Annotated in this window: 25 protein-coding genes; 6 read left to right on the forward strand and 19 right to left on the reverse strand. The window is 31.9% G+C overall.

Features of this window, described 5'->3' with window-relative positions; all coding sequences use genetic code 11:
• Positions 1 to 115 precede the first annotated feature (115 nt).
• Together LQ598_RS11965 and LQ598_RS11970 are read right to left on the reverse strand one after the other, a co-directional pair.
• A complete protein-coding gene (locus tag LQ598_RS11965) occupies positions 116 to 598 on the reverse strand; it encodes a DUF456 domain-containing protein (RefSeq protein ID WP_016913217.1) in 483 nt (160 codons plus the stop codon).
• A gap of 10 nt (positions 599 to 608) precedes the next feature.
• Positions 609 to 1,820: a sugar efflux transporter gene (locus tag LQ598_RS11970; RefSeq protein ID WP_016913218.1), complete on the reverse strand. Its 1,212-nt coding sequence runs from the start codon at positions 1,818 to 1,820 to the stop codon at positions 609 to 611.
• Positions 1,821 to 1,953: 133 nt separating this feature from the next.
• Here LQ598_RS11970 and LQ598_RS11975 point away from each other — a divergent pair, with 133 nt between their 5' ends.
• Positions 1,954 to 2,601: an MOSC domain-containing protein gene (locus LQ598_RS11975; protein ID WP_107537153.1), complete on the forward strand. Its 648-nt coding sequence runs from the start codon at positions 1,954 to 1,956 to the stop codon at positions 2,599 to 2,601.
• A 686-nt stretch (positions 2,602 to 3,287) separates the two neighbouring features.
• Here the strand turns inward: LQ598_RS11975 and LQ598_RS11980 are convergent.
• Positions 3,288 to 4,163, reverse strand: a complete 876-nt coding sequence (locus LQ598_RS11980) for a LysR family transcriptional regulator (RefSeq protein ID WP_016912529.1) — start codon at positions 4,161 to 4,163, stop codon at positions 3,288 to 3,290.
• Positions 4,164 to 4,324: 161 nt separating this feature from the next.
• Between LQ598_RS11980 and LQ598_RS11985 the strand changes: the two genes are divergently transcribed.
• Entirely contained in the window at positions 4,325 to 5,146 is an 822-nt protein-coding gene (locus LQ598_RS11985; RefSeq protein WP_107536435.1) for an undecaprenyl-diphosphate phosphatase, read from the forward strand.
• 76 nt (positions 5,147 to 5,222) lie between these two features.
• Here LQ598_RS11985 and LQ598_RS11990 read toward each other — a convergent pair whose 3' ends face one another.
• From LQ598_RS11990 to LQ598_RS12000, 3 genes are all read right to left on the reverse strand, one after another.
• Positions 5,223 to 5,762, reverse strand: a complete 540-nt coding sequence (locus LQ598_RS11990; RefSeq protein ID WP_016912527.1) for a ribonuclease FAU-1 family protein — start codon at positions 5,760 to 5,762, stop codon at positions 5,223 to 5,225.
• A gap of 202 nt (positions 5,763 to 5,964) precedes the next feature.
• Positions 5,965 to 7,848, reverse strand: a complete 1,884-nt coding sequence (locus LQ598_RS11995; RefSeq protein WP_016912526.1) for a DHA2 family efflux MFS transporter permease subunit — start codon at positions 7,846 to 7,848, stop codon at positions 5,965 to 5,967.
• Positions 7,849 to 7,860: 12 nt separating this feature from the next.
• Positions 7,861 to 8,508: an HlyD family secretion protein gene (locus LQ598_RS12000; protein WP_016912525.1), complete on the reverse strand. Its 648-nt coding sequence runs from the start codon at positions 8,506 to 8,508 to the stop codon at positions 7,861 to 7,863.
• Positions 8,509 to 8,717: 209 nt separating this feature from the next.
• Here LQ598_RS12000 and LQ598_RS12005 point away from each other — a divergent pair, with 209 nt between their 5' ends.
• Positions 8,718 to 9,269, forward strand: a complete 552-nt coding sequence (locus LQ598_RS12005; protein ID WP_016912524.1) for a TetR/AcrR family transcriptional regulator — start codon at positions 8,718 to 8,720, stop codon at positions 9,267 to 9,269.
• A 79-nt stretch (positions 9,270 to 9,348) separates the two neighbouring features.
• Here the strand turns inward: LQ598_RS12005 and LQ598_RS12010 are convergent, their stop codons facing one another.
• On the reverse strand, positions 9,349 to 10,875 hold the full coding sequence (locus LQ598_RS12010; protein WP_107536434.1) for a phospholipase D-like domain-containing protein: 1,527 nt from the start codon (positions 10,873 to 10,875) through the stop codon (positions 9,349 to 9,351).
• A gap of 128 nt (positions 10,876 to 11,003) precedes the next feature.
• Between LQ598_RS12010 and LQ598_RS12015 the strand changes: the two genes are divergently transcribed.
• On the forward strand, positions 11,004 to 12,113 hold the full coding sequence (locus LQ598_RS12015; RefSeq protein WP_107536433.1) for a 5-methyltetrahydropteroyltriglutamate--homocysteine S-methyltransferase: 1,110 nt from the start codon (positions 11,004 to 11,006) through the stop codon (positions 12,111 to 12,113).
• A gap of 82 nt (positions 12,114 to 12,195) precedes the next feature.
• Here LQ598_RS12015 and LQ598_RS12020 read toward each other — a convergent pair whose 3' ends face one another.
• From LQ598_RS12020 to LQ598_RS12030, 3 genes are all read right to left on the reverse strand, one after another.
• A complete protein-coding gene (locus LQ598_RS12020) occupies positions 12,196 to 12,675 on the reverse strand; it encodes a cupin domain-containing protein (protein ID WP_182477282.1) in 480 nt (159 codons plus the stop codon).
• A gap of 11 nt (positions 12,676 to 12,686) precedes the next feature.
• Positions 12,687 to 13,400, reverse strand: a complete 714-nt coding sequence (locus LQ598_RS12025; RefSeq protein ID WP_016912520.1) for a YebC/PmpR family DNA-binding transcriptional regulator — start codon at positions 13,398 to 13,400, stop codon at positions 12,687 to 12,689.
• 552 nt (positions 13,401 to 13,952) lie between these two features.
• Positions 13,953 to 14,600, reverse strand: a complete 648-nt coding sequence (locus LQ598_RS12030; RefSeq protein ID WP_016913238.1) for a Bax inhibitor-1/YccA family protein — start codon at positions 14,598 to 14,600, stop codon at positions 13,953 to 13,955.
• A 312-nt stretch (positions 14,601 to 14,912) separates the two neighbouring features.
• Here LQ598_RS12030 and LQ598_RS12035 point away from each other — a divergent pair, with 312 nt between their 5' ends.
• Complete coding sequence (locus tag LQ598_RS12035) at positions 14,913 to 15,725, forward strand: LysM peptidoglycan-binding domain-containing protein (RefSeq protein ID WP_107559007.1); 813 nt, start codon at positions 14,913 to 14,915, stop codon at positions 15,723 to 15,725.
• 164 nt (positions 15,726 to 15,889) lie between these two features.
• Here LQ598_RS12035 and LQ598_RS12040 read toward each other — a convergent pair whose 3' ends face one another.
• From LQ598_RS12040 to LQ598_RS12070, 7 genes are all read right to left on the reverse strand, one after another.
• The gene (locus LQ598_RS12040) at positions 15,890 to 16,888 is read right to left on the reverse strand and encodes an inorganic phosphate transporter (protein WP_016912537.1); all 999 of its coding nucleotides are present in this window, start codon (positions 16,886 to 16,888) and stop codon (positions 15,890 to 15,892) included.
• A 14-nt stretch (positions 16,889 to 16,902) separates the two neighbouring features.
• A complete protein-coding gene (locus LQ598_RS12045) occupies positions 16,903 to 17,520 on the reverse strand; it encodes a DUF47 domain-containing protein (RefSeq protein ID WP_016912538.1) in 618 nt (205 codons plus the stop codon).
• A 200-nt stretch (positions 17,521 to 17,720) separates the two neighbouring features.
• On the reverse strand, positions 17,721 to 19,655 hold the full coding sequence (locus LQ598_RS12050; RefSeq protein ID WP_107559006.1) for an ABC transporter permease: 1,935 nt from the start codon (positions 19,653 to 19,655) through the stop codon (positions 17,721 to 17,723).
• Entirely contained in the window at positions 19,645 to 20,406 is a 762-nt protein-coding gene (locus tag LQ598_RS12055) for an ABC transporter ATP-binding protein (protein WP_016912540.1), read from the reverse strand. Before LQ598_RS12055 ends, LQ598_RS12050 begins: the two co-directional genes overlap by 11 nt.
• Positions 20,407 to 20,455: 49 nt before the next feature.
• Positions 20,456 to 21,517, reverse strand: coding sequence for a sensor histidine kinase (locus tag LQ598_RS12060; protein WP_107592865.1), 1,062 nt, complete (start codon positions 21,515 to 21,517; stop codon positions 20,456 to 20,458).
• 1 nt (position 21,518) lies between these two features.
• Positions 21,519 to 22,202 carry a response regulator transcription factor gene (locus tag LQ598_RS12065; protein WP_239745619.1) on the reverse strand — a complete coding sequence of 228 codons (684 nt, stop codon included), beginning with the start codon at positions 22,200 to 22,202 and terminating at the stop codon, positions 21,519 to 21,521.
• Positions 22,203 to 22,212: 10 nt separating this feature from the next.
• Entirely contained in the window at positions 22,213 to 23,136 is a 924-nt protein-coding gene (locus LQ598_RS12070; protein ID WP_016912543.1) for an NAD-dependent epimerase/dehydratase family protein, read from the reverse strand.
• 118 nt (positions 23,137 to 23,254) lie between these two features.
• Here LQ598_RS12070 and LQ598_RS12075 point away from each other — a divergent pair, with 118 nt between their 5' ends.
• A complete protein-coding gene (locus LQ598_RS12075) occupies positions 23,255 to 23,758 on the forward strand; it encodes a GNAT family N-acetyltransferase (protein WP_239745621.1) in 504 nt (167 codons plus the stop codon).
• A gap of 33 nt (positions 23,759 to 23,791) precedes the next feature.
• Here the strand turns inward: LQ598_RS12075 and LQ598_RS12080 are convergent, their stop codons facing one another.
• Together LQ598_RS12080 and LQ598_RS12085 are read right to left on the reverse strand one after the other, a co-directional pair.
• The gene (locus LQ598_RS12080) at positions 23,792 to 24,826 is read right to left on the reverse strand and encodes an alpha/beta hydrolase (RefSeq protein ID WP_107592866.1); all 1,035 of its coding nucleotides are present in this window, start codon (positions 24,824 to 24,826) and stop codon (positions 23,792 to 23,794) included.
• A 48-nt stretch (positions 24,827 to 24,874) separates the two neighbouring features.
• Positions 24,875 to 25,939 carry a YkvI family membrane protein gene (locus tag LQ598_RS12085; RefSeq protein ID WP_016912546.1) on the reverse strand — a complete coding sequence of 355 codons (1,065 nt, stop codon included), beginning with the start codon at positions 25,937 to 25,939 and terminating at the stop codon, positions 24,875 to 24,877.
• Positions 25,940 to 26,238: the final 299 nt, after the last annotated feature.

Below are 26,238 nucleotides of genomic sequence, written 5' to 3' on the forward strand. Positions count from 1 at the left end.
TATTTATATCTATTTTAATATTTCTAGTCATAGTAAAACTCCCTGCTAAGTTTTCACTATTTAAGTGTTTCCTTAACAGGGAGCATATCAGACATCCAACGAATGGGGTTTTATATTAAAATATAATATCGATAAAGAACCATATAATCATAACGATCATGATTAATGCTTTAGCAATCGAACTTGTTAAGAATCCGAGTAATGAGCCGATACTTGCATTTGTAGCGGCTGTTATATCGCTTTTTTGAATTATTTCAGTAACGAATACTAATACAAACGGTACGAGGATAATACCAAACGGTGGGAATACGAAACAACCAATAATGACACCAACTGCTGCCATTGTTTCTCCTAGTTTAGATCCACCAAATTTCTTCACGAAATAGCTATTCATAATGATATCGGAAAGTATCATAAATATAGTGAATAGCACCATTACTGTCCAGAAAACCCATGATAATTTACTTGAATCGATAGCAAAATGATATATAAAATAACCTACCCATAAAAATAACACTGATGGAATGATGGGTTTGATTAAACCGATAAAAGCAATGGCAAACATTAATATAATTAATAACCAACTAATTGTTGTCATAATTTTACTCCTAACTTATTTTAGCTTCTTTTTGTGTTGAATGTTCTACTGTAAAAATTAATAATATGAATGCTACTCCAATAGATAAACTTGATACGAAGAACACATTTCCTAAACCTACTATATCACTCATATAACCACCGAGTAAATTTCCGCCTAATTGCCCGATCACCATTGCATTCGCAAATAATGTTGAAGCATATCCTGGAAATTCTGGTAAAATGTCTTGGAAATAGCTGATACCTAATCCAAGTAAAATGGCTAAGAAAAATGCTAATGCTAATTGCCCAATTAACATGGCTACAAAACTATCAAACACGCCTATACTAAAGTAATAACCGAAGCCGAATATTGAACCGACCATGAGCAATGTTTTAGTTTTAAATTTACTTGCAATAATGCCTAAAATAATCATAAATGGCACTTCTAATCCAGCACATAAACTTGCTAAAAAGCCCACATGTGATTCATCATCTTTCAAATACTCTGTAACATACAATGGCATATTTAATGTATACATCCATTGGCCAACATGTAATAGAATAAACGCTAAAAAAGGTATCAGTAATGTTGGTTCATATATTAAATTTGGTGCTTTCCTTTCTGGAAAGTTTCCGATTGCGTTGTTAATAATTTTTTTAGGTTCTTTATAAAAAATGATCAATAAGACTAAAACGGTTAAAAATAATGACATCGTTCCACCAAACAAGCCATCATATCCTAATATACCGAGCAATACTGTCCCGATTAATGGTCCAAATAAAAATCCTAATGAAAATGTTGATCGCAAAACAGTATTTGCAAATATACTTCTATCCTTATAAGAGGATTCATTTATAGATTCACGTGCAGAGGCATACATTTGAGGCATTGCAGGTGCAGCAAGTCCTTGAAACATTGCATATAAAACAATGAATATCCAAATTGTATGTATGTAGAAATAAATAGAGAAACATAGCGCACCCATTATAAGTGCAGTAATGATGAGATATTTACGGTTTATTTTCCCACTATCTGAATACCTTGCAACAATTGAGTTCACTGTAAATGATGCACCAGCAGCTAACGCCATTAACAAGCCATACTGGCCTTTTGTCATGCCTAAATGTTGAGTCGCATATAACACTAAAAATGGTACTGTTATAGCAATAGCCATTCCTAATAGACCCATATTTATTAAAAAGAGTTTATAATTTTTTATTTGAAATAATTTCAAAAACATGAATTCACAACTTCCTCTATTTTATTATATGCTTGTACTTTAATGCTAATCACCCATTACGTCAATGCTTTATTGATATATTTCACTCTAACATGTAAAATCAATAACAAATATTATTAAAGGGGTTATTTCAGTGGAATACAAAGTTGACTACATTTCAATCGGAAAAGTCACAAACATCACATTTGATGACCAAAAATCTAAAAAAACTGCTATTTTAAAAGAACCATTTAAAGGTAACATGTACCTATCTAAAACGGGATTTGTTGAAGATGAACAACAATACAAAGGTCATGGTGGCCCTGAAAAAGCGATTTGTTTCTACAGTAAAGATCATTATCCATATTGGAATGACATCATTGACCTTTTACCTAAATATGCTATTTTCGGTGAAAACATCACAGTATCTGGTTTAACAGAAGAACACTTAAATATTGGAGATAGCTATCAACTTGGAGAGGCAGTCATTCAAGTTTCTTGTCCAAGACAACCTTGTGCAACCATCGCTCAAAGATACGGTATTAAAGATTTAGTCAAACGTATGGCAAGCAGCTTTAAAACAGGTTGCTATTTTCGTGTACTTAAAGAAGGTTATGTTGCTCAAAATGATAATATGAAATTGCTAAATACATACAAGCCACAACTTTCTATTTATGAACTTAACGAAACACGTTTCAAAGATCATAAAAATGCCGAACGCATAAAATACATATTGAATCACGATGGCATAAATGAAGAAACGAAAGATATATTCACTAAATTACAGAAACGTTTATCATAATCGATACAACTGAGATACTTGGTATATTATTTAAGTTAAGTTCTGTGTAAAAAAGTAAGAGCTTGGAACATTCAGACGTTCTATGTTGCTTGTTTAGCCAGTCTTGCAACTTTCAGGCCTTCTATGTTGCTTGTTTGGTCAGTCTTGCAACATACAGACGTTCTATGTTGCTTGTTTAGTCAGTCTTGCAACTTTCAGACCTTCTATGTTGCTTGTTTGGTCAGTCTTGCAACATAGAGCATGTACTTAAAAGAACAAAAGAAAAAATATTATAGAAATGAATATTACTCACGATTTTGTAAAGTGCTGACGCCCGGGGGAATAGTATGAGTGAGAGACTACAGGCTCGAGCCATACCCCAGGCAAGCATGCACTTTCAAAATCGTAAGATTTTAAAACATATTACGCTATTTACTAAAAAAACAGTAGCGTGAATTGAGCATAATGTCTCTACATTCTTCATACGATTCACCCTAATTTTACTTTGGTTCGTTCTCACGATTTTGTAAAGCGCTGACGCCCGGGAGAATAGTATGCCGCGCGCGACTACAGGCTCGAGCCACACCCCTAGGCAAGCATGCACTTTCAAAATCGTAAGATTCTATAAAAAAACAACTCATTTCTAGCTGAATAAATCAGTGAAATGAGTTGTTTTTTATTTTGAGTGGGAACTATGTACCAGGCTCTTATTTTTTACCTATTTCAAGTTTACTAATATAATTTTTTAATACTTCTATGAAAGACTTAATTTGTGGTAGCTGCAATACATTATGTTCATAACAAATATATGTTGAACGTGTAAGTGGTTTGCGCATAACATTTAATTTTTTAATTTCAAATCTATTTGTATCAATATCCCCAATAACCAACTCTGGTAAAACTGTAACCCCTACACCATTCAACAACAATTCTTTACATGTTGCGATTTGATCGACTTTAATAAGCGCATGATATTCTTTCTGTAAATAATCTGAATACCATTCTTCTATTTGCTTTAAATAAATAGGTTCTGCCTGAAACTCTATCATTGGTAATAGATGTAAGTCTTGTTTTCTATTTTTAGGATAAATAAAATAATGTTGTTCATTTAGTAAAAGGTCATTTTGAACATTCATGACTTCATTCCCTCTCACAACCATGATGTGAAAGTCATTTTGATATTGTTTAATATGTTCACTAGAACCAATTTGTAATTGAATGTCTACATTTGGATATAAGTTTGTATATTCTCCTAGAACTTGTGGAAGTATTGTTTGTCCGATTAATGAAGAAACACCTATAGAAATACTGCCGTTTACTTCTCCTATTTTCGAACTAATTTTATCTAACAATAGACGTTCTTCTTTTAACATTTTTCGTGCATGCTCAATCACAAGTGCCCCTTCATTCGTTGTAATGAGTTGCTTTTTTGTTCTTATAAATATATTTATACCGAAAAAGTTTTCGATAGATTTTAATCTTTGACTCACTGCTGGTTGTGATATGTAGAGAATGTCTGCTGCTTTTCGTAAAGTTTTTACATCTTCTAATGTTACGAGTAACTTATAATCATCTACTTTCAAATGACACACTCCTTACTTTCATTTTATTATAACATGATTTAATTTGACGACTATGAACTACAACTTTAGACCGAAATATAAGTTTTTTTATTTATAAAATTGAAACTCAATAAATAATTCGTTATAGTTGAGCATGTAAATTAAACAGAAAGGATCCAATCATGCTTATTATAGAAATTATCAAATATATTTTTCTTGGCTTGCTCCAAGGTATAACAGAACCTATCCCCGTTTCTTCAAGCGGACACCTTGTAATGGCACAAGAATTTTTAGGATTACATACAGACGGATTAACATTTGAAATTGTCGTGAATACCGCTTCATTGGTTGCTGTTCTCATTTTATTTAGAAAAGACATTATCGAATTAATAATCGACACGCTTAAATATATTAAAGGTGAGCGTACTGAAACTGTTAAAAAGAACTTCCAACTTGCTATGTATTTAGTTATCGCTACTATCCCTGCAGGTATTTTAGGCGTTATCTTTAAAGACGTTATCGGCGATACTAAAAGCGTACTCTTAGTAGGTATCATGTTGATCGTAACAGGTATCGCATTATGGTTTATTAAAAATAAACGTGGTCAAAAGTTAGAACGTGATTTAACACTTAAAGACGCAATCATTGTTGGTTTATTCCAAGCGGTTGCACTCATACCAGGACTCAGCCGAAGTGGTGCTACTATCGTTGGTGCATTAGGTGTGGGTATGAATCAAAAAACAGCTTTTAAATTCTCATTCTTACTTTATATTCCTGTAAGTTTAGGAACAGCTTTACTAGGTATTAAAGATATTGTCGAGACACCACCAGACACATCATTAATGATTTCATATTTATTCGCACTCGTTGCTTCACTTGTAGCGAGTTATTTCTCATTGAAATGGTTACAAGGTATTATGGAGCGTGGTCAATTAGGTATCTTTAGTAAATATTGTTTCATCGTTGGACCAATCGCTATCATTTTAGCTTTAATATTCTTATAAAAAAAACGGGGAACGCCATCTTTAAAGGGCTTCCTCGTTTTTCTATATAGAAATATGCAATGATACAGTTATTTAATTACTTTGCATTCATAATTTCATGAAAACAATATCTAATTCTTTTTTCCATACCTTTAAAGTCTGTTTCTAATTTAAACATAATCTCATGAGCTGTAACGTATGCTCTATGAAATTGCGCTTTAGATATTTTCTTCTCATTGAGCATTCTTTCTAAGTCATCTTCATCAACAAGTTCATATTCACCCGACTTCGGTATGACCAACACGTCCAAACATAAATCTAATGTTCTAGCATTACCGAGTTGCGTGATATTCCTCAAATTCACATCAAAATAGTACTGCACTGGTTTGTTTTGTTTGTCGTACATGACAGTTATACTATACGGCTTTTTCTCAGGTAATATTTGCATCCATTTATAACCATTATCCGCCACTGTGATTTCTTTCCCTACAACATTTACCTTTAAAGGTTCCTTGACTTGTACCATTGTAACTAATCCTACAAGTCCTTTAAAATGATTTGTATCCAGCACAACTTCTTTATATTCGCGATTAAGGAGACGTCGCCAATGACGTTTGTCAATATACTTAACTTTCACAAGTTACCAACTCCTTTTTTACATTATATAAAAAAACAAGCCCGATTCAAAGCATTCAAGATAGGATTTCAAAATTAAATTTATATTTATAAAAAAATACTACAAGAAACGTTATGTTTCTTGTAGTATTTCAACAATTAATTTTTAATATATAATTTAAAAATACAAAGTGAATTTATATTTTTAATTCCCGAATTCATGTCTATTCGTTAGATAAATAATGTGATTTACCTTTTAAGAATAAACTTAATATTAATGCAATCACACTAAATAATGTGGCAATCCAGAAAGCATCATTGATACCTTGAACTGTTGCTAATTTATTAAAATATTCTAAAAGTGCAGATGTTCCTGCTTGTTCTCCTCCAACTGATTCAGAAAGTGCTTTAACTTGTTCTTGAATCATAGGATTAGTTGAATCCAGGTTATCTGACATATTAGCTAAATGAGAAGTTGTATTTTGCGTCATCACTGTTACAAGTATTGCTGTACCAATTGATCCTGCTAACTGTCTCACTGTGTTACTAATCGCATTACCATGTGGAATAAGTCTTTGAGGTAATGAATTCATACCTGCAGTCATGATTGGCATCATGATAAAACTCATACCGAATGAACGCACGATATATATAACTAAAATTGTTGTATATGGTGTATCCATATTTAATTGTGTTAATTCCCATGTTCCTATTGTCATGATTGTTAAACCAATTAAAGCAAGTGGTTTAATACCAAATGAATCTAACATTTTACCAGCAATAGGACCCATGAATCCCATAATTAATGAACCAGGTAATAACAATAGACCTGAATCTAATGGGGAGAATCCACGTAAATTTTGTAAGTAGATTGGTAGTAAGATCATACCACCGAATAAACTCATTGTTACAATTACATTGATTAACGTTGTTAACGTAAATCCTGAATATTTAAGTGCTGACATATCAAGCATTGGATTTTTCATTCTAACTTCACGAACAACAAATAATATCGTAAAGATTAGACCGATAATTAATGATCCTGAAACTGTCACAGACGTCCATCCATCATTACCTGCTTCACTAAATCCATATAATAACATGCCAAATCCTAAAGTACTGAATATAATACCTTGAACGTCAGCTTTCGGTTTAGATGTTTGTTGGTAAATTTTAAACCAAAAGAAACTAATAAATATCGCTATTAGACCTATAGCAAACATACCGTAGAACATAACGTTCCAATGATAGTTTTGAACAATCCAACCTGATAACGTTGGACCAATTGCAGGTGCTAAAATAAAAGCGATACCTAATGTACCCATTGCAGCCCCACGTTTTTCTGGTGGGAAGATTGTCATAAATACATTTGAACCTAACGGCATTAATATACCGGCACCAACTGCTTGAATAACACGTCCTGACATCATCAGTGGGAAGTTAAATGATAATGCACATATTATAGAACCAATTGTAAATAACGTCATCGCTATTAGGAATAATCTTCTATAAGAATATTTACTAATTAAAAAAGCACTTATCGGTATTAAAATACCATTTACTAACATGAATCCAGTCATTAACCATTGTCCTGTAGACGCTGAGATACTAAATTCATTATTAATAACAGGCAATGCAACGTTTAATAGCGTTTGGTTTAATATTGCTATAAACATACCGAACATCATTGCAACTAATATTTTATTTCTTGAGATACCTTTTCCGTATACGAAGTTAACATGATTTTTTTTAATTTGTTCATTAATAGGTTCATGCTCATTTAATTCCATACCACGATCAGATGTATCTTCCTGTTCTTCAGTAGATTGATTTTGCTCTACTGAATTCATATCGTTAGAAGTCGTTTTTTCCGTCTCTGTTTTAGACGTTTTATTATCTTCTTCCATTTTTTCAATATGTGAATATTTGTTTTGATCGATGTTTTCTTCATCTTTAGATTTCAATTGAGTCTCATCATTCACGCTTGAATGATCTGAGCTATCTTTAGAAATTGATTTAGTGTTTTTACGTTTTACTACAAACGCGTTAATTCCAACCCATAAAAGGATTGCAATGATTATATAAGCCACCGTAAAGGTTGATGTCATAATACACCCTCCTTAATTCTTGTGGATTCGAACTTCAACATTCATTCCTGGAACAACATTTGTTGATGGCTTAGAATCAAATGTGATTTTCACTGGAACAACTTGCGTCACTTTTGTATAGTTTCCATTACTATTTGATGAAGGCATCAATGAGAAACTTGATGCAGTTGCTAATCCAACTTGAGACACTTTACCTTTAACACTAGCTTCTTGGCCATCGATATAAACGTCAACAGCTTGTCCTTTTTCAACATCTTCAACATCTGTATCATCAATGTTTGCTGTTACATATAAATCATCAAAGTTATATGCATAAGCGATTGGTGATCCAGCTTGAACTAAATTATTTTCTGTTGCTGAAGTTTTGACGATTGTACTTTTTGAAGGTGCTTTGATATCCATATTTTGAGATTCGCCATCTTCACCTTTACCAGCTACCTCGCCAATTTTATCGCCTTTATCGAATGTTTTTCCTTCTTCAGCATCAAAGCTGTTTAAATTACCTGATACTGGGCTCGCAATTTTAATTTGCTCACCGTCAACTTTTGCGTTTTCTGTTTTTACATAATCTGTCGCTTCACTATAATAGTGGAATCCTACTAGGCCGATAGCCACTAAAATCACTATAGTAATAACATTTACAAGCACGATTTTTTTCATTACTCTATTTCCTCCAAATTTCAATGATTTGTTTATTATAAGCCTCGTCAACCATGATTTAAACCAACAAATTTCATAAGTTTGTCGGGTTAAAATAGCGGAAAAATCAGATAATTATTCATAATATCTTCATATTTAAAATGAAAATTAATGTATATTTAGAGTTGTTTTTGTTAAAATATATGTTATGTAATTATTCGAGGTGAACTATGAAAAAACATGCTAGACAATTAATAACGAGTAACATGGTTTACTTATTAGAACATTATCATTTTGATGAAATCACTATAAAAATGTTATGTGCTGAATGTGGCATTAACCGTTCAACATTTTATGCACACTTTAAAGATAAATATGAAACGTATGAAGAAATTAAAAGATTCCATATGACGAACTATGAAACTTTAATGGATAATATTGAACAATCTATAACAGATAATCCTGATGACAAACGAAAATACGTTAAACAGTATTTCACAAATGTATTTTATTACATTGCAAGACATCAAAGATTTTTTACAAGCGTATTCGTCGTACATCCTGAGAAAGAATTGATTATTAGTTTTATTAAACTCATAAAGTTTAGATTTGAGAAGTTGATTCGCAGTATAAGTACACTTCAAGATATAAACTTCTTCCTTGATTACACAGTTGGTGGACAAATTGCATCTATTTATAGATGGTTAAAAAATGGTTGTGAAGAAACACCAGAAAAAATGGCTGACATTATGTATCGCAATATTATTAAAATTAATAGATAACCAAAAAAATCACACCTTCATAATTGAGGTGTGATTTTTTGGTTGCTGATAAACAATATTCTTACGAAATATTATAATCTTAAAAGCTAGATAATCCGGTCTTTTCTTGTATTCTATACATGACTCTTTTCCATAATGATTCATCTTTAAAATCATCATATTGAGCAGTCATCGTATGTTCCTTATTATCCCATGCATCATTAAAAGTTCGAGATAGTTTTGCAAATGCTTCGTCAGTTTGTTTACCTTTAATAATGATATCTGACTCTAAATTATAATCGCCCATGTTTCTACGCGTTAGATTAGACGAACCTAATATCATAGTAGCATTCTTATTTTCATTTTGTTCAAATAACAAGTATTTCGAGTGATACTGTTCTCCGTTACTGAGCGCCCATTTCACTTTAATATTTCCTTTTGAGCGATTAACTAACTCACTTGCTACAGGCTTATTAGGGACACCTGGTTTTTCTTTTCCAAAAGCTTCTTTATTGATATCTAATATGAGTTTGATTTTCACATTCCTCTTAGATGCTTTAATCAGTTCATTGATCACATCTCTATCAGAAAGGTAAAACATTCCTATAGAAATACGATCTTTAGATTGTGTTTTTTTTATATTTTTAATAATTTGCTCTTTAATTTTCCCTTCTGTTGCCAGTTGCACTGAATAAGTAGCGTCATCACGCCAACTATTATGATTAATTTTAAAATCGCTGGCCGAATACTGTGCACCACTCATATTGGCTACTGCTAATTCAGATTTAATCAACGCATTTTGGATAGGTCCTGTTACTCTTACACCGACATTTTGATGATAGCCACTTGAGTCATGCGGATTACTTGAAAGCACCATGCCGTGTTTTTCTGTTACAAGCGTTTTTCTATGATTCGCTTTCATATTTAAAATTCCCAAATAACCTCTTACTGTAACATCTGGTGCTTCACTACTTATCGGGTTGCTTAACTTGCCGTTTTCACTATTCCCAAACCATTGAAAGAATGTTCTATATGTACCAGAATAAATTGGATTCGAGTCTCTTAATTTATTTAAATCTGTATATTGAACATCTATATTATATTCTTTTAAATCTTTAATATTTTCTGGCGTATAAGAACCGTAAAATGAATTAAGTGGGTCAGTTATCACAATAATTCTCATGTTTGGATTCTCTTGCTTTTTAGCGATTAAAGACTGTGTGAGTCGATTCGCTATGTCTGGATAAGTTTTATCTCCCGTTTTATAACTATTAAATAAGAACATGTCCATAATAATAAAGTCATTCGCTTCATTTATCGTTTCATTAACTTTATCAAAGATTTCATGATCATAATTCATTTCGTCTCCGGATTTATAAGTAACATCCGTTAATAATTCTACATGCTCAGTCTTAGTTTCAGAACTTGTTTTTGAAACGCCGTGAGGTAAAATTTTAAACACGTGGAAAATACTTACCGCTATAACAAATGCTAATAATATGTATGCAAGCCATAATAAATACTTCTTTTGAAATTTATGCTTCTTTTTTGGATGTTTCTTTTTCTGATTTTTATTTTTTACAGGTTGACGCTTCTTTTTTGTAATTTTTTTAGTTTTATTAGCCAAGTGTTTAATAACCTCCTTTTAATCTCATTATACCAAAATTAAATTGACAACGATGTATTACTTTGTTACTTTTAATGAATATTGAATTTTTCAGAATTTTTAGAGTATATAAATAGGAGTGAATTAAATTGACTGAGCAATTAAGACCTTTCCGCGCTGATCATGTCGGAAGTTTATTAAGAACTGAACCATTAAAAAAAGCACGTCAACAATATTCAGAAGGTGCTATATCTGAAGCTGAATTACAACAAGTTGAAGATCAAGAAATTGATCAAATCATTGAAAAACAATTAGAAGTCGGATTAAAAAGTATAACTGACGGTGAATTCAGACGTTCTTATTGGCATTTTGATTTCTTAGAAAATTTAACTGGTATTGAAGATTACGTACCAGAAATCGGTCTTACGTTTAATGGTGTTGAAACTAAAAAACATAATGTAAGAGTAGCTGGAAAAGTTGAATTTAATCCAGAACATCCACATTTCGAACATTTTTCTTATTTACATAAACAAGTAAATGGTAGAGCTATGAGTAAAGTTTCCATCCCGAGCCCTAACCAGTTATTCCATCCAAACATATTAAATCATGATATTTATCCAGATATTAACGAATATGCTAAAGATGTATCAGAAGCTTACCGCCAATCTATACTTAAATTTTATGACTTAGGATGTCGCTATTTACAAATTGATGATGTTTATTGGGCTGGATTAGCAGCAACAAAACAATTAATTAAAAATAGAGAACGTACTGAAGATGAAAAAGCAGAAGCTATTAAATTAGCTGCAAAGGTCGTGAATGACGCTTTAGCAGACTTGCCAGAAGATTTACTGATTACTACACATATTTGTCGTGGTAACTATCAATCCTCATGGGCCATCACAGGTGGTTATGAACCAATCGCTAAAGAACTATTCACAGAAAAATTACAAGGCTTCTTCTTAGAGTATGATGATAATCGTTCAGGCGATTTCGAACCTTTAAGACATTTCAATAGAGATGATGCTTATATTGTATTAGGTCTTTTTACATCGAAGACTGGAGAACTAGAAAACAAACAAAACATTTTAGACAGATTAGATGAAGCTACAAAATACGTTTCAAAAGATCAAATATGTCTAAGCCCACAATGTGGTTTTGCTTCAACAGAAGAAGGTAATATTTTATCTGAAGAAGATCAATGGCGTAAATTATCTTACGTGATAGAAACGGCAAAAGAAGTATATGGTGAGCTATAAACACTTGTATAAGATAAATTAAAGTCTATAAACAGAGACAGAGGGCACACTTATTAATCGTGTGCCCTCTGTTGTTTTAGTTTTATATAGATTCAAATGCATACTTTTTAATAGCTTCTTCATGCTGTGGATATTGTTCTAGCAAGTGCGCTTGTGTAAACAGTTCAAACTTTTCAAATTGGAAACCTGGTGAACACATACAGCCTACTAACGCATAGTCATTATCCCCTTCAACCGTTGAAGCAAATATTACGCCTTTAGGTACGAGTGCCTGTAATACATCGCCAGCTTCAATATTAGGTCCTACTTTAACTTGTTCATATTTTCCATCTGGATGTATCATATGAACAGTTAATGTTTGACCAGCATGATAATACCAAACTTCATCTGATTGTATTCTATGAAAATGAGAGATATTATTTTTCTCTAATAGGAAATAAATACTTGTATACATAGCATTATGATCACTTAATGTTTGTTGTGATTTAATGATTTCTTTAAAATATCCACCTTCTGGATGTGGTGTTAAATCAAGCATTTCAATCCATTTATCTTTATTCATAGCTTCTCCCATTACAAATCTACATTATGAAATACTTGTTGAACATCTTCTAAATCTTCAAGAGCATCTACTAATTTTTCAAAAGTATCTTGATCTTCTTCTGATAAAGTAACTTCTGACTGAGCTAACATTGAAAGTTCCGCAACTTCAAAATCTTCTACACCATTCTCTTTAAGAACATTTTGAACTTGTGCAAATTGCTCAGGCTCAGCGTATACAATCGTTAATTCTTCTTCTTCAATAACATCTCTAACATCTAAATCTTCTTCTAATAAAAGCTCAAAAATTTCATCAGATGATTTTTCTTTGAATGCAAATACTGCTGTGTGATTAAACATGTATGCTACAGATCCAGATACACCCATATTCCCACCATTCTTACCGAATGCTGCACGAACATCACTAGCTGTACGGTTAACGTTGTTAGTTAACGCATCAACAATTAACATTGTACCACTTGGTCCAAAACCTTCGTATCTTAATTCATCGTAGTTTTCTTCTGATCCACCTTTTGCTTTTTCGATGGCTCTATCTATAATATGTTTTGGAACAGAATAAGTTTTAGCTTTTTCTAATACAAATTTAAGGTTTTGGTTTGATTCAGGATCTGGTTCACCTGATTTTGCTGCCATATATATTTCACGGCCAAATTTCGCATAAATTCTACTTGTATTTTTATCTTTTTGGGCTTTCTTTTCCTTAATATTATTCCATTTACGTCCCATAATTCCATCTCTCTTTCAAAGTGAGTTATTTAACATACCTATTATACAATATTGATCTAATCTGGCAAAGTTTACCGTTCAATAAAATCTTGGACATAAATCTCAACTCAAAATAGCGTGATATGTTTTAAAATCTTACGATTTTAAAAGTGCATGCTTGCCTAGGGGTATGGTTCGAGCCTGTAGTCTTTCTCACATACTATTCCCCCGGGCGTCAGTACTTCACAAAATCGTTATAAGTATTCATTTTTCTTATATTTTTTCGTTTGTTCTTTTAAGTATATGTTGTATGTTGCAAGACTCACCAAACAAGCAACATAGAAGGTCCGAATGTTGCAAGACTTATCAAACAAGCAACATAGAAGCTCTGTAAGTTGCAAGACTACCTAAACAAGCAACATTCAGACCCCGAACATGCTGCCGCTACACACACCGACCTCATCCAATAGTAGAAATTATAATAAAAAGAGCATAAATTCTTCGAAAAATAAGAATTTACGCTCTTTTACGTTAACCAGGGATGTTAATGTCACAAGCTCTAGTAAACGTATTTTAATCTTTAATAATACTTGCAAGTCTTAATATGTGCATAATAATATTCAGTAGATTTATAAATAAATTAAAGCCCATTTCTCTTGGAGAGAAATTACCGAGTTTCATACGGTTAAAGTCATAAACTGTATATAACAAGAATAAACCTATACCGATTACTGATAATACGGTATGAAAGATTGGGTTATTTATAAATAATCCTAATAAACTTGCGAAAATAAGTGCTATTAATGTAACGAATAAATATTTACCTAAACCTGATGCATCATCAATCATGAAATAGCCTAAAATTCCGAACGCTGCGAATGCACCAATAGCTAACGCTATATTTCCATAAAATGCTTGCGTGCCTAATGCACCTAAATAATACATAAACGATGTATATGATAGTACACCAATTAAGAATGCAAACACATTAGATATAAGACCACCAAATTTTCTAGATGATTTTACAAATAGTGAAATCATTATAAGTACAAATAATCCTATCGTAATTGGAAGTTGAAGAGCAGGTGGTACAAATTGACCTAAATATGTTCCAATCCCAAAAATAACCCAATAATATAAGAAATAAAGCCACGTTTTTCTAATTGCTGAACCATGTGTATCAGCAGCTTCATAAGATCCATAATTATGTTCATAACTCATTCATAATCAATCCTTTTTAAAGTAATACCAACATTTTACATGCAATTACTATATATATCAATCTTGATGTTTCTTCACAATTGTAACAATCTTCCCCTTACATAATTTGCCATATTGCATATAGATGCGTTCACAACAGTTTTGGTAGGGTTATATACATTCATAAAAGCGCATTCTAATTATTGTTTTTTTATTACAAAGTGATTACATACAGTACAGATAATGCTATTTTTGTTACCATTAATGCTATCGAAGGATTTATATATTTGCATGTAGTTTTTATATATTTTAAATAATGAGGAGGATAAGCCTTTGAAAAAATTTGCATTCGCAGTAACAGCAGTTTCAGGTGTTGCAGCTATAGCAGCTCATAACGACGCTGAAGCATCAACTCAACACACTGTAAAAAATGGTGAATCTTTATGGGTTATCGCAGACGAATATGGTGTATCTGTAGACCAACTGAAATCTAGTAATAACATTTCAGGAAACATGATCTTCCCAGGACAAGTCATTACTGTAAACGGAAGTAGTTCAACTGGAGGAAGTGGCTCTCAAGAAAGTACAGCAACTTCAGGTTCTACGTACACAGTTAAAAGTGGTGATTCATTAGATGTAATCGCTCAACAACACGGTGTTTCAGTTGACCAACTTATGAAATCAAATAATTTAAAAGGTTATATTATCTATCCTGGTCAAACTTTAAAAATTGCAGGTGGAAGCGGTAGTGAAACATCAACTGCCCCATCAAACAATACACAACCATCTCAAACGAGTAGTAACCAAACATTTAATGACCAAAACTTATACGACTGGGGTCAATGTACATATTACGTATTCGACCGTAGAGCACAAGCTGGTAGTGCAATAAGCACATATTGGGGAGACGCAAAATACTGGGCAGGCGCAGCACAAGCTAACGGTTTCCGTGTAGATAGCACACCTGCAGTAGGATCAATCATGCAATCTACATCAGGTCAATATGGTCACGTTTCATATGTTGAATCTATTAACTCAGACGGTAGTTTACTTATTTCAGAAACTAACTACAATACGCCTCCTGGTGTAACTGATTATAGAACAATACCTGCATCACAAGTTTATAACTACTCTTATATTCATTAATATCCAAAGAGTAAGGGACATAACAAAAAGAGCTCTTCATTAGGCGATAACCTAGTGAAGAGCTTTTTTATCATGTGGACCCTGACTTGATAAATTCAACAGCTCTATTTATAACCAAACAAAAAAACATCCAAATTTTATAATTAGGATGTTTTTTAATATTTTTATACAAATAACATACAAAAGTGATAAATAACAAATGAAAGTAAAATTGAAACTGGTAAAGTTACAATCCATGTAATGATCATTCTTTGTGCTGTTGTCCATTTAACGCCTTTAACGCGTTGTGATGAACCTACACCTAATATAGATGAAGATACAACATGAGTAGTTGATACTGGTAAGTGTATGAAAGTAGCACCAAATATAACGAATGCTGATGATAAGTCTGCTGCTACGCCGTTAGCTGGACGTATTTTCATAATGTTTCCACCAACAGTTTTAATAATTTTCCATCCACCTACTGCTGTTCCAAGTCCCATTGCGGTAGCACAACTTATTTTAACCCATAGCTCAATATCTGTTGTTGTTTGCATATTAGCTGAAATAAGTGCCATCGTAATAATACCCATTGCTTTTTGAGCATCATTTGTACCGTGAGAAAATGCTTGTAACGCAGCAGTACCAATTTGAATAAATCTAAAGTTTCTATTTGTTTTAGTCAAATTATTATTTTTAAATACTACTTTGAAAATAGAATATACTATAAAACCAACTATAAAAGCTAATATCGGTGATGCAATTAAAGCTAATATAATTTTAGAAAATCCTTGGTAATGTAATACACCAAATCCTGCAGATGCGATAGCTGCTCCTGCAATCGACCCTATTAATGCATGTGAAGATGAACTTGGAATCCCGAAGTACCAAGTTAAAAGATTCCATGCTATTGCCGAAATTAAAGCTGCTAAAATAACAATTGAACCATTCTCTAATTTAAATGGATCTACGATATCTTTTGCAATCGTTTGAGCAACACCAGTTGCCATTAATGCACCAAGAAAGTTCATGATTGCTGCTAATAAAATTGCATGTCTTGGTTTAAGTGCTTTAGTAGATACTGCTGTAGCGATTGCATTGGCTGTATCATGGAAACCATTAATAAAGTCAAAAATTAACGCAAATGCAACAATAGCTACGGTAATAATGAGTAAACTATCCATTTTTCTAAAACTCCTTAGCTATTTTTCATAATAATTTGTTCTAATTTATTTGCTACTAATTGACATTTATCTGCTACATCTTCTAAAGATTCATAAATATCTTTAATTTTAATTAAAGTTACTGGGTCTGTTTCGCTATTGAAAATATATTTGATAGATTGTCTTAAAATGCTATCACAATTCGTTTCATATTCTTTAATGTTAATAGAATGCACACGAATATGTGAGAATTTCTTCTCAGCTACTAAAGTTACAGCTATTTCAATTTCTTTTACAGCTGCTTGGATGTTTTTCACGAATTCAGCCATGTAATCATCTGAATAACTGATAGAGTACATTTCAAACATTGCTGAAGTTTCTTCCATTTCATCTAATACATCATCTAATGCGTCACACAATTCTAAAATATCTTCTCTTTCAATTGGTGTGATGAACGTCTGATTTAAATCAGTGATCATTTGGTGCATAAGATCATCACCATTAGACTCATAGGCTTTTATTTTATCTGAATAAGCTTTTAAGTCGAAATCTGAATCAAAATCCATTTCTCCAAATTCAACTGACGCGCGGCTTAAATTCTCAGCTATAGCTTCTAGCTGAATACCAAACTTATCCTTCTTCTTATTAAACATTTAGTAATCCTCCCAAAATTTACATCTTAATTTACGTAATTACTCTTTCATTGTACTCTTTCAAAATGAATTCGACCACTGTTTATTAATTAATTTTTAAATTTTCGTCTTGTTTGTAAACTTTCTGTATACACAAAGTTCACATTGGTATTTTATAACATAAAAAAGGACTAATGACAAGCATTAGTCCTAAAATAGTTTTATAATACGCGTTGGATAACTTGTTTAGAATGTACATAAGCTAATATTGCAAATAATATATAAATTAAAGAATATAGCGACATGACAATAAGTACTGGTGTGTAGAATGATTGTCCCATGAAGAACCACGCTGATTTAGCTGCGAAATACCCGTGACTCAATCCAATAATTAATGGTAATGCAAAATTAAATCCAATTTTCAATGCAATTCCTTTAGACATATCTTTAGATGTATAACCTAATTTTCTTAATATAACATAGTTTGAAGTCTCATCTTCTGTTTCATCAATTTGCTTAATGTAAATGATACAGCCAGTTGATAGTAGAAATGCGACGCCTAAAAATCCGAGAATAAATAACATGACGCCAAGACTACTTTTAGAGTCCTTATATATCTGTTGATATGAAAGCGATGATTCATTTGACTTTACTTGTTTACTAAAGATTTGTTCTGCTTTATTAACGTCTTTTTCGTCACTTAAATTAATACCGTACTGATCATTAAGACTATCATTTTTCGCTTCATGCTGTTTCATCTGATCAAATGTATGATTTGAAACAACATAAACAGGTGCATTATATGAAATATTAGTTGATAAATAAGTTTCTTTACTAATGGACTTCACTTTAAGCTGCTTAGTTTGATCATTTAATTTATATGATATGTTTTCATCATCATGAACTGTAATCATTTTATCAAGAATATCACTATAACCTACTATAGCAACTTCGTTATCTTGTAAATTCAAATCTTTAAATTCTGATGATTTAGCAATTGTTGAAGGAAATTGAGATGATGTACTAGTCAGTTCATCATCATATGCGAACACTTTAGTATCATCAATCTCATAGCGCGTCACATGATAATTATTTTCCTTGAACTTGATATTATTGTCATTTAGCGCTTTTTTGAATTGATTATTTGCATCTTTGTTTATAAAAATATAATCATCAGGTGCATTATTCCGAGCAGTTTCTGCTGCATTGTAATATGAGACATAACTTAATGCTAAAAGACCCACTGACATAGCTGAAACAATTGCAATTATTGTAAGCGATAAAGCATTAGTTTTCATCTTATGCATGATAGATGATGTTGAAACGACGTCTGTTACACTAAGCATACCTTTTTTATATTTACGAATGGTGTTGAATATAAGTGATATTGAACACCTAAATAATAGATACGCCCCAACGATCGTTAAGAACAATACAGTGATCATTCTTAAATAAAGACCCATCATGGCATTTCCTTTAAGATTATCAAATATTACACTAGATAAATAGTACCCTCCGATAATCATCAAAATGCCAATTGCACCAAAAATTAATTCATATAACTTAATTTTTTTAATTTTTGTATCTGTAACATTATATTCATTCATAAGTGCTAGAATCGTTTTTCTCTTAATAAACACAATATTTTGAAGAGATATGATCATATAAATGCCAACCATTAAAACGACTGTTTGAATAAAGGCTTCTATACTAAAATTTAAATGCGCTTCTTGCTGAACATCTATAATCTTATACAAAATCATTAATAATATTTTCGAAGAGAAAAAGCCTAGAATGGAACCTAGCACAGCAGTTATTGCAAATAAGATAAAGTTTTCTAAAGCAAATATTTTGAAGACTTCTCGTTTTGTCATACCGATTAACTGGTATAACCCTATTTCTCTTGATCTTCTTTTAATAAAAAGTTTGTTTGCATAAAGCAAGAATACGACGATAATAATCGTTAATATTGTGACACCTATTTGAATACCCACTCCTAGCTTAACGCCAGATTGTAGACCCTTCAAATCTTCTGAATGCTTCAAAGTAACAAACCCGAAAAACAGCATGACACTCATCGTAATTGAAAAGACATACATACTATAATGACGGATGTTACGTCTTAAGTTTTTAATAATGATGTGATTAAAGCTCATTTACAACACCACCTAACACGCTTTGTGTTTTGATGATTTCCTTATAAAATGTCTCTCTATCATCGTCTCCTTTATAAAGTTCAGAATAGATTTTACCATCTTTCAAGAAAATAACGCGATTTGAATAACTTGCCGCTGCGGAATCATGTGTAACCATTATGATTGTAGATTGCGTCGTCTGATTCATTTGATTTAACTTATTTAATAAGTCAGATGCGGATTTAGAATCTAAAGCACCAGTTGGTTCATCGGCAAATATAATAGATGGTTGTCCTATAAATGCCCTTGCTGCAGATGTTCTTTGCTTTTGACCACCTGAAATCTCACTTGGATATTTATGTTGAATATCTAGAATACCTAATGCTTTACTTATTTCTTCATATCTTATTTGCGCTTCTTTTTTTGAAATGTTTTGAATCGTCAAAGGCAACATAATATTTTCTTGAACAGTGAGCGTATTCAGCAAATTATACTCTTGAAATATAAAGCCTAATTCTTTTTTTCTAAAGTTAGACATTTGTCTATTATTCATGTTTTGTAATTGATGTCCATTAATTTCAATTTGACCGTTCGTAGCATAATCAATTGAACTCAAAACATTTAAAAGCGTTGTTTTACCAGAACCTGATGCCCCCATAATGCTAATGAATTCACCTTTTTCTACCGTCATATCTATTTGTTTTAATACTTCTTGTTGATTTTTTTTAGAACCATAAACTTTTACCAGTTGTTCAGTTTTTAAAATACTCATCTTCAGCACTCCTTTGAAATTTGTCTATGATTCCATATTAAAGGCTTTTTTAGTTAAGTTCCTTCGAATCATCGCACATTTTAAGGTTTGAAGTGACATTATTGTCACTTGATTGTTCAAGCGCTGTAAAATGATTAGGATGAGGGAAGATGAGCAATACTGTTGTACCTTCTCCATATGTAGATTGAATATTTACTTTAATGCTTAAGCCTTCAGCAATTTCTTTCACCAAATAAAGCCCCATTCCTGTGGCTGTTGACTCTCGTCTATTTGTAGTAGAAGTAAACCCTCTTTCAAATATACGTGGTATATCTCGTGACTTTATCCCTCTACCAGTATCTTGAATCTTCAAATGCATTTGATTATTTTGTTCGAAAGTGGAAATGGTGATCTCACTATTTTCTGTATATTTCAATGCGTTACTTATAATTTGTCTAATGATGGTACGAGACCATTTTTCATCTGTATAAACTTTTTCCTTATCGATTTGAATATCATAGCCTATCCTTTTAGCCATACTAATATTACGTGTATGCTGAATTTCACTAATAACCATATCTTTTAAAGAATAATGACCAAAATAAAAATCATTACTTTTTGAAGATAATCTTCTAATATAAAGTTGTTGATCAAGCAAATAGTCTATTCGACTCCACTCATATAATAAATCTTGCTTTAATTCCGCTTCTTCTATTTGATCTAATAACAATTTCATTGCTGTTATAGGTGTCTTTACTTCATGTATCCAATCCAACAAGTCATTTTTAGTCAGCTGAATTTCTTTATTTTGATCGTGAATTGTACGTCTTGTACTTTCATCATAGTTTTGGATATAATCAAAAATTATTTTTTCATATGCAGATTGATTCAACTCTTTATGCTCAATTTCTTTTATTGGAACATCTTTCTTTAAAGCATCATAAAAACGAGTTTCTCTCGTATAAATTAGCCATAAAAATACGCCAAATAAAATAACGTTTATACCTATTAAGTACAGCGCACTTTTTGTTGAAAATGCTACATCTAACCAACTTGTTAAGATTATAATAAGCTGCATAAGCATAAAAAATAATATCCATGTCAATCTTTCCTCAACAAAATATTTTATCATTTTATCCCTCCAGCTCATGAGCTATGTAGCCTTTACCTACTTTCGTTTCTATTAAATCATTGAGTCCAATATCCGCTAATTTTTTTCTTAAACGATTTACATTAACGGTTAAAGTATTATCACTTACAAATTGTTCATCATCCCATAATGCCGTTATAATCTTATCTCGACTCACAATTTCGTTCTTATGATTGAGCAAAATTTCTAATATAAACATTTCATTTTTAGTTAACGATATCTCAGAACCATTTTTTTCTATGATGTGTTTACCATAATCTACACGCGCTTTATTCCACAACTTAATTCTAGGTTCATCTTTATTGTATTGATAAACTCTTCTATAAATGGCCTGTAATTTAGCAACGAGCACTTCAGTATGAAAAGGTTTTTGAATGAAATCATCAGCACCAAGTTCCATACTCATCACTTGATCCATAGGATGATCTCTTGAAGAAAGAAATACAATCGGAATATTAGAATGTTTTCTAATCGCTCGACACCAGTAAAATCCATCATACTGTGGTAATTGTATATCAATAATCACCATATCAGGATCAATCGTTTTATACTCCTCAAAAACTGAACTAAAATCATTGATTCCATGTACAGACCAATCCCATTTTTCTAGTTGGCTTTTCATTGCTTTAAATAACGTTTCATCATCTTCAATAATTAGTAATTCCATACTATCCCTCTTACTTTGTATATTTTTTGACTTCCCCAGCTAATGTACGTAATTGAAAGTCTTTTATTCTACAATCAACTTCAAAGCCTTTCATCGTCACATTATGAATAGGCGCTTGTGATAAATAGTAAATACTCCACGGTAATTTAGGTATATAGTTAAATAAATGCACAACAAATTCATTCGTCAGTTTGAGCTTTCTAAATTCCAACACACCATTATCTTCATATTTATTAACCGTAAGTGCCCCTCCAACAACTTTAAACTGAATGATATCTTCATGGATGCTTGGGTTAACTCTTTGTAATTTCAGCAATGGATTGCTTCGATGTTTAAAGTACACATAATACATATCTCCAATTAATTCAGTCGTCACAAGCGTACCACTCGTTTCTTGTAACCAATCAAAATAATATTTTACAACTTGTTCTAAATCCCACTGATAAGGTATAGGCATTCTGTCTACACTTCTGACATCATCAAATTTAGATTTTTGTAACTCTATAGATACAGCGGGTCGTTTAATTGACTGAGCTGTTGTTTGAACTTCAATTCCTGTTGAACTTAATATGTCTATCGTTTCTTGATCAAATGGTGAACCTGTAATATATATGATTTTCTTTACATTATTCTCTTTGCAAGCTTTTGCCATATTATCACTCGCGATTACATTCAAATTACGAGCAGTGCTTTGCGTCAATTTTGCAGACTTTTTATTAGGATCTAAATAATAAATTGCAATGTCTATATCTTTCAAAGCTTCTGTCATATCTTTTAATACATAAATATCACATTTTCTCCAAGTAACATCTGTATCAGTCATGTCCTCTTCATATTTTGTGATAGTAAATAAATTTCCGATATCTTTTAATGTACTGATTAAATGCTTACCTATATATCCTGAACCACCAGAAATGAGTACATTCGCTTTCATTTTAAGCACTCCTTTACATTCGGACTTTATATGTGTGTTATAATATTTATAACTTATTGCATATTTACCATAAATATAACATTGTTTGTAATTTATAAATAGAAATAGGAGATATTTTATGAAAGAAATCATACGCGAAATTCGAATAAATGATGTAGAGAACTTTAATAAATTATTAGATAGCGTCATTAATCAATCAGAATATCTATTATTTAATCCAGGTGAACACCAAATTTCAATACAAAATCAAACGTTATTTCTAGAAGAAATGATTACAACAAGTAATTCTACGATTATCGTGGCAGAATTAAACGATGCTTTAGTTGGATATGTGACACTTCAAGGTGGAAGAACTAAAAGAAATAGTCATGCAGCTAAGATTGCAATGGGGTTGTTACCATCATTTAGAAACAAAGGTATTGGCTATAAATTGCTCCAAGAAACTGAAGCTTGGGCTATAAGACAACAACTTCACCGACTAGAACTAAATGTTGTTACTGAGAACGAACCAGCTTATCGCTTATATGAAAAATTTGGTTTTAAAGTTGAAGGTAAGAGAGAAAATACACTGTTTTTCAACGATAAATATTATGATGAATTTATGATGGGAAAATTATTATAAAAAAAACAAACTAAGCGAACTTAGTTTGTTTTTTTATTCATCTTTTTTAATAACTGTTTCAGATTCTTGACTTGCGTTATTCTCATATGGTGATTGTTTTGTATTGGCACCTAAGAACATCATGACACTGTTATAAGTCTTCTTAGACTCTTTTAAATTCATGTGAAATTGATATTGATGACGTAAACCATGCGTACCATCAAAGAATGAAGTCGTTGTTTCTACACCTTGCTCATTTAAAACTTCATCAAATTCCCTATTTTGTGGATCAAATGGATCAGCATCTCCCACTGTTAAAAATGTAGGTGGATAATATTTCGTTACTTGATCGACAGTAGACAATTGATTTATTTGTGCAAAGTTCTTTTCCCATTCTTTCGTACCCGTATAACTTGTCATAAATAAATCGATTCTTGGAAATTCAGTACCTCTGACAGTTTGCATATTATAAAGGCCACCAAATAGAATGGCACCTCTTAAATAATCTCTCTTAATACTAGGCTTCATATCCATTTGCTGTTGTAACTTAGGATTAGTTTGAATTGCTACATATTGACTTGCAATTTGAGCGCCTGCAGAGTCACCACCATAGAGTATTTGTTTATAATCAATATTAAATTTATTTTTATGTTTCAACGTATATTTAGTTGCTTGATCTAATTGTTCTATCGGTGTTGGATATTGTGAATCCGGTGCTAAAGCATAATTAACATTTACAATGATATATCCTTTTTCAGCGATTTGTGCCAAGTATGGATTTTTAGGTCTTTTATCTCCTGCGATAAAACCACCGCCATGCGTCCAAAATATAACAGGTAATTTTTCGTTTTTCTTTATATTTGAAGGCATAATAACATCCATTTGACTATTTGGAGCGGTGTGCCCGTATGAAACATCACGTATCAATTTCACTTTTTTATTGTTAAGGAGTAATTGATTGGCTCTTTGAGCTTGTAATTGTATTTCTCGTTGCTTATGTTCCTGATATTTATTGTAAATATAAAATCCACTTACAACAACGATAATCGCCACAATCAAAATAAACAATCGTCGTTTTTTTCTCTTCATATGTTTCACTTCCTCATGTAAGAAGATAGTTTAACATATTCAATTATTTTATGCGATATGTTTTTTATTATCTTTTTTTCTCGAAATGTATTTAACAAGTATCGCACCACATATTACTAAACCAATTACACCCATTGCTGGATACAGCTTATCAATTAGTGCTGAGAAACCTACGAAACTTAATCCATACGCTAATAACATTGCTATTGTCAGTAATAAAACATATTTCTTAGAAAACGGCACTGTAAATCTAGCAGTAAATGAATACATTAATCCTAAAATAGTATTATACATAACCATTAACATAATAACTGATAACGCAAAACCAACTATAGGAGAAATCGTTCTAGCTAACGCTAATGTTGGAATTTCTACATCTTTGATACTAGGATATTCAGCTAATAAACCAGAATTAATAAGCGCTAATAATACTAAGTAGATAACGCCACCAATAATTCCACCTAATCCTGAAATTCGACGTTTATCAGCATCTCCACCTATTGCAATTAAAGTACTAAAACCTACAGAAAAGGCTAATCCTCCGTAAATAAAGCCTTGAGCAATGCCCCAAAACAGACTTGGTTCTTCAACAGTACGATTAACTTCTAAAATACTAACATGTCCATTTATAAAGAAATAACCTGCAATTATAAGAATGATGATGATCAAGAATGGTGTCACCACACCTAAAGCTTTTACAATTTTATCAAAGTCTAATAAAAGCGTTACATAAATAACAGCACACATAATTAATGCGCCTAACCAAGTTGGCACACCAAAACTTTCTTGGAATGCAGAACCGGCACCTGCTATCATCGTGACAGATATTCCAAATAAGAAGAATATCAATACATAGTCGATGACAATACCAGCTTTACCGAATAAATAATTGATAGTAGAACTATGATCATCAGCATCTAGTGCTGTACCAATTTTGGCTACTTGTCTACCAAAAAAGGCTAACATGATTCCTGAAATAATCACCCCTAAATAGCCATACAAACCATAATGGGTAAAGAATTTCATTACTTCTTGGCCTGTTGAAAACCCTGCTCCAACTACGACACCTACATAGGCAAAACCTATTTTTGTTGCTTCTTTAACATTTGACACAAATGTTCCTCCTTATTTACATGTTCAACATATTGACATATACCCCATATATTCAAAAATATTCCATAAAATCAAAAAAGACTGAGCCTGAGACATAAATCCCCCTTAATATAAATCACCCAATCCATTGGAATTATTTTCGGATTGGGTGATTTTTATATTTCTGATTTTGTAAAGTGCTGACGCCCGGGGGAATAGTATGTGCGAGAGACTACAGGCTCGAGCCATACCCCAGGCAAGCATGCACGTTACAAAATCATTATAGTTTAGGACATTTATGTCCCAGACTCAGTCTGAAA

It is taken from the genome of Mammaliicoccus sp. F-M27, assembly GCF_022387115.1.
Lineage (GTDB): Bacteria > Bacillota > Bacilli > Staphylococcales > Staphylococcaceae > Mammaliicoccus > Mammaliicoccus vitulinus.

Bases quoted from the DNA above. Each gene is read 5' to 3' on its own strand.
- LQ598_RS11965 (WP_016913217.1), bottom strand. From the start codon at position 598: ATGACAACAATTAGTTGGTTATTAATTATATTAATGTTTGCCATTGCT.
- LQ598_RS11970 (WP_016913218.1), bottom strand. From the start codon at position 1,820: ATGTTTTTGAAATTATTTCAAATAAAAAATTATAAACTCTTTTTAATA.
- LQ598_RS11985 (WP_107536435.1), top strand. From the start codon at position 4,325: ATGCTTATTATAGAAATTATCAAATATATTTTTCTTGGCTTGCTCCAA.
- LQ598_RS11995 (WP_016912526.1), bottom strand. From the start codon at position 7,848: ATGACATCAACCTTTACGGTGGCTTATATAATCATTGCAATCCTTTTA.
- LQ598_RS12000 (WP_016912525.1), bottom strand. From the start codon at position 8,508: ATGAAAAAAATCGTGCTTGTAAATGTTATTACTATAGTGATTTTAGTG.
- LQ598_RS12005 (WP_016912524.1), top strand. From the start codon at position 8,718: ATGAAAAAACATGCTAGACAATTAATAACGAGTAACATGGTTTACTTA.
- LQ598_RS12020 (WP_182477282.1), bottom strand. From the start codon at position 12,675: ATGAATAAAGATAAATGGATTGAAATGCTTGATTTAACACCACATCCA.
- LQ598_RS12025 (WP_016912520.1), bottom strand. From the start codon at position 13,400: ATGGGACGTAAATGGAATAATATTAAGGAAAAGAAAGCCCAAAAAGAT.
- LQ598_RS12030 (WP_016913238.1), bottom strand. From the start codon at position 14,600: ATGAGTTATGAACATAATTATGGATCTTATGAAGCTGCTGATACACAT.
- LQ598_RS12040 (WP_016912537.1), bottom strand. From the start codon at position 16,888: ATGGATAGTTTACTCATTATTACCGTAGCTATTGTTGCATTTGCGTTA.
- LQ598_RS12045 (WP_016912538.1), bottom strand. From the start codon at position 17,520: ATGTTTAATAAGAAGAAGGATAAGTTTGGTATTCAGCTAGAAGCTATA.
- LQ598_RS12050 (WP_107559006.1), bottom strand. From the start codon at position 19,655: ATGAGCTTTAATCACATCATTATTAAAAACTTAAGACGTAACATCCGT.
- LQ598_RS12055 (WP_016912540.1), bottom strand. From the start codon at position 20,406: ATGAGTATTTTAAAAACTGAACAACTGGTAAAAGTTTATGGTTCTAAA.
- LQ598_RS12060 (WP_107592865.1), bottom strand. From the start codon at position 21,517: ATGATAAAATATTTTGTTGAGGAAAGATTGACATGGATATTATTTTTT.
- LQ598_RS12065 (WP_239745619.1), bottom strand. From the start codon at position 22,202: ATGGAATTACTAATTATTGAAGATGATGAAACGTTATTTAAAGCAATG.
- LQ598_RS12070 (WP_016912543.1), bottom strand. From the start codon at position 23,136: ATGAAAGCGAATGTACTCATTTCTGGTGGTTCAGGATATATAGGTAAG.
- LQ598_RS12075 (WP_239745621.1), top strand. From the start codon at position 23,255: ATGAAAGAAATCATACGCGAAATTCGAATAAATGATGTAGAGAACTTT.
- LQ598_RS12080 (WP_107592866.1), bottom strand. From the start codon at position 24,826: ATGAAGAGAAAAAAACGACGATTGTTTATTTTGATTGTGGCGATTATC.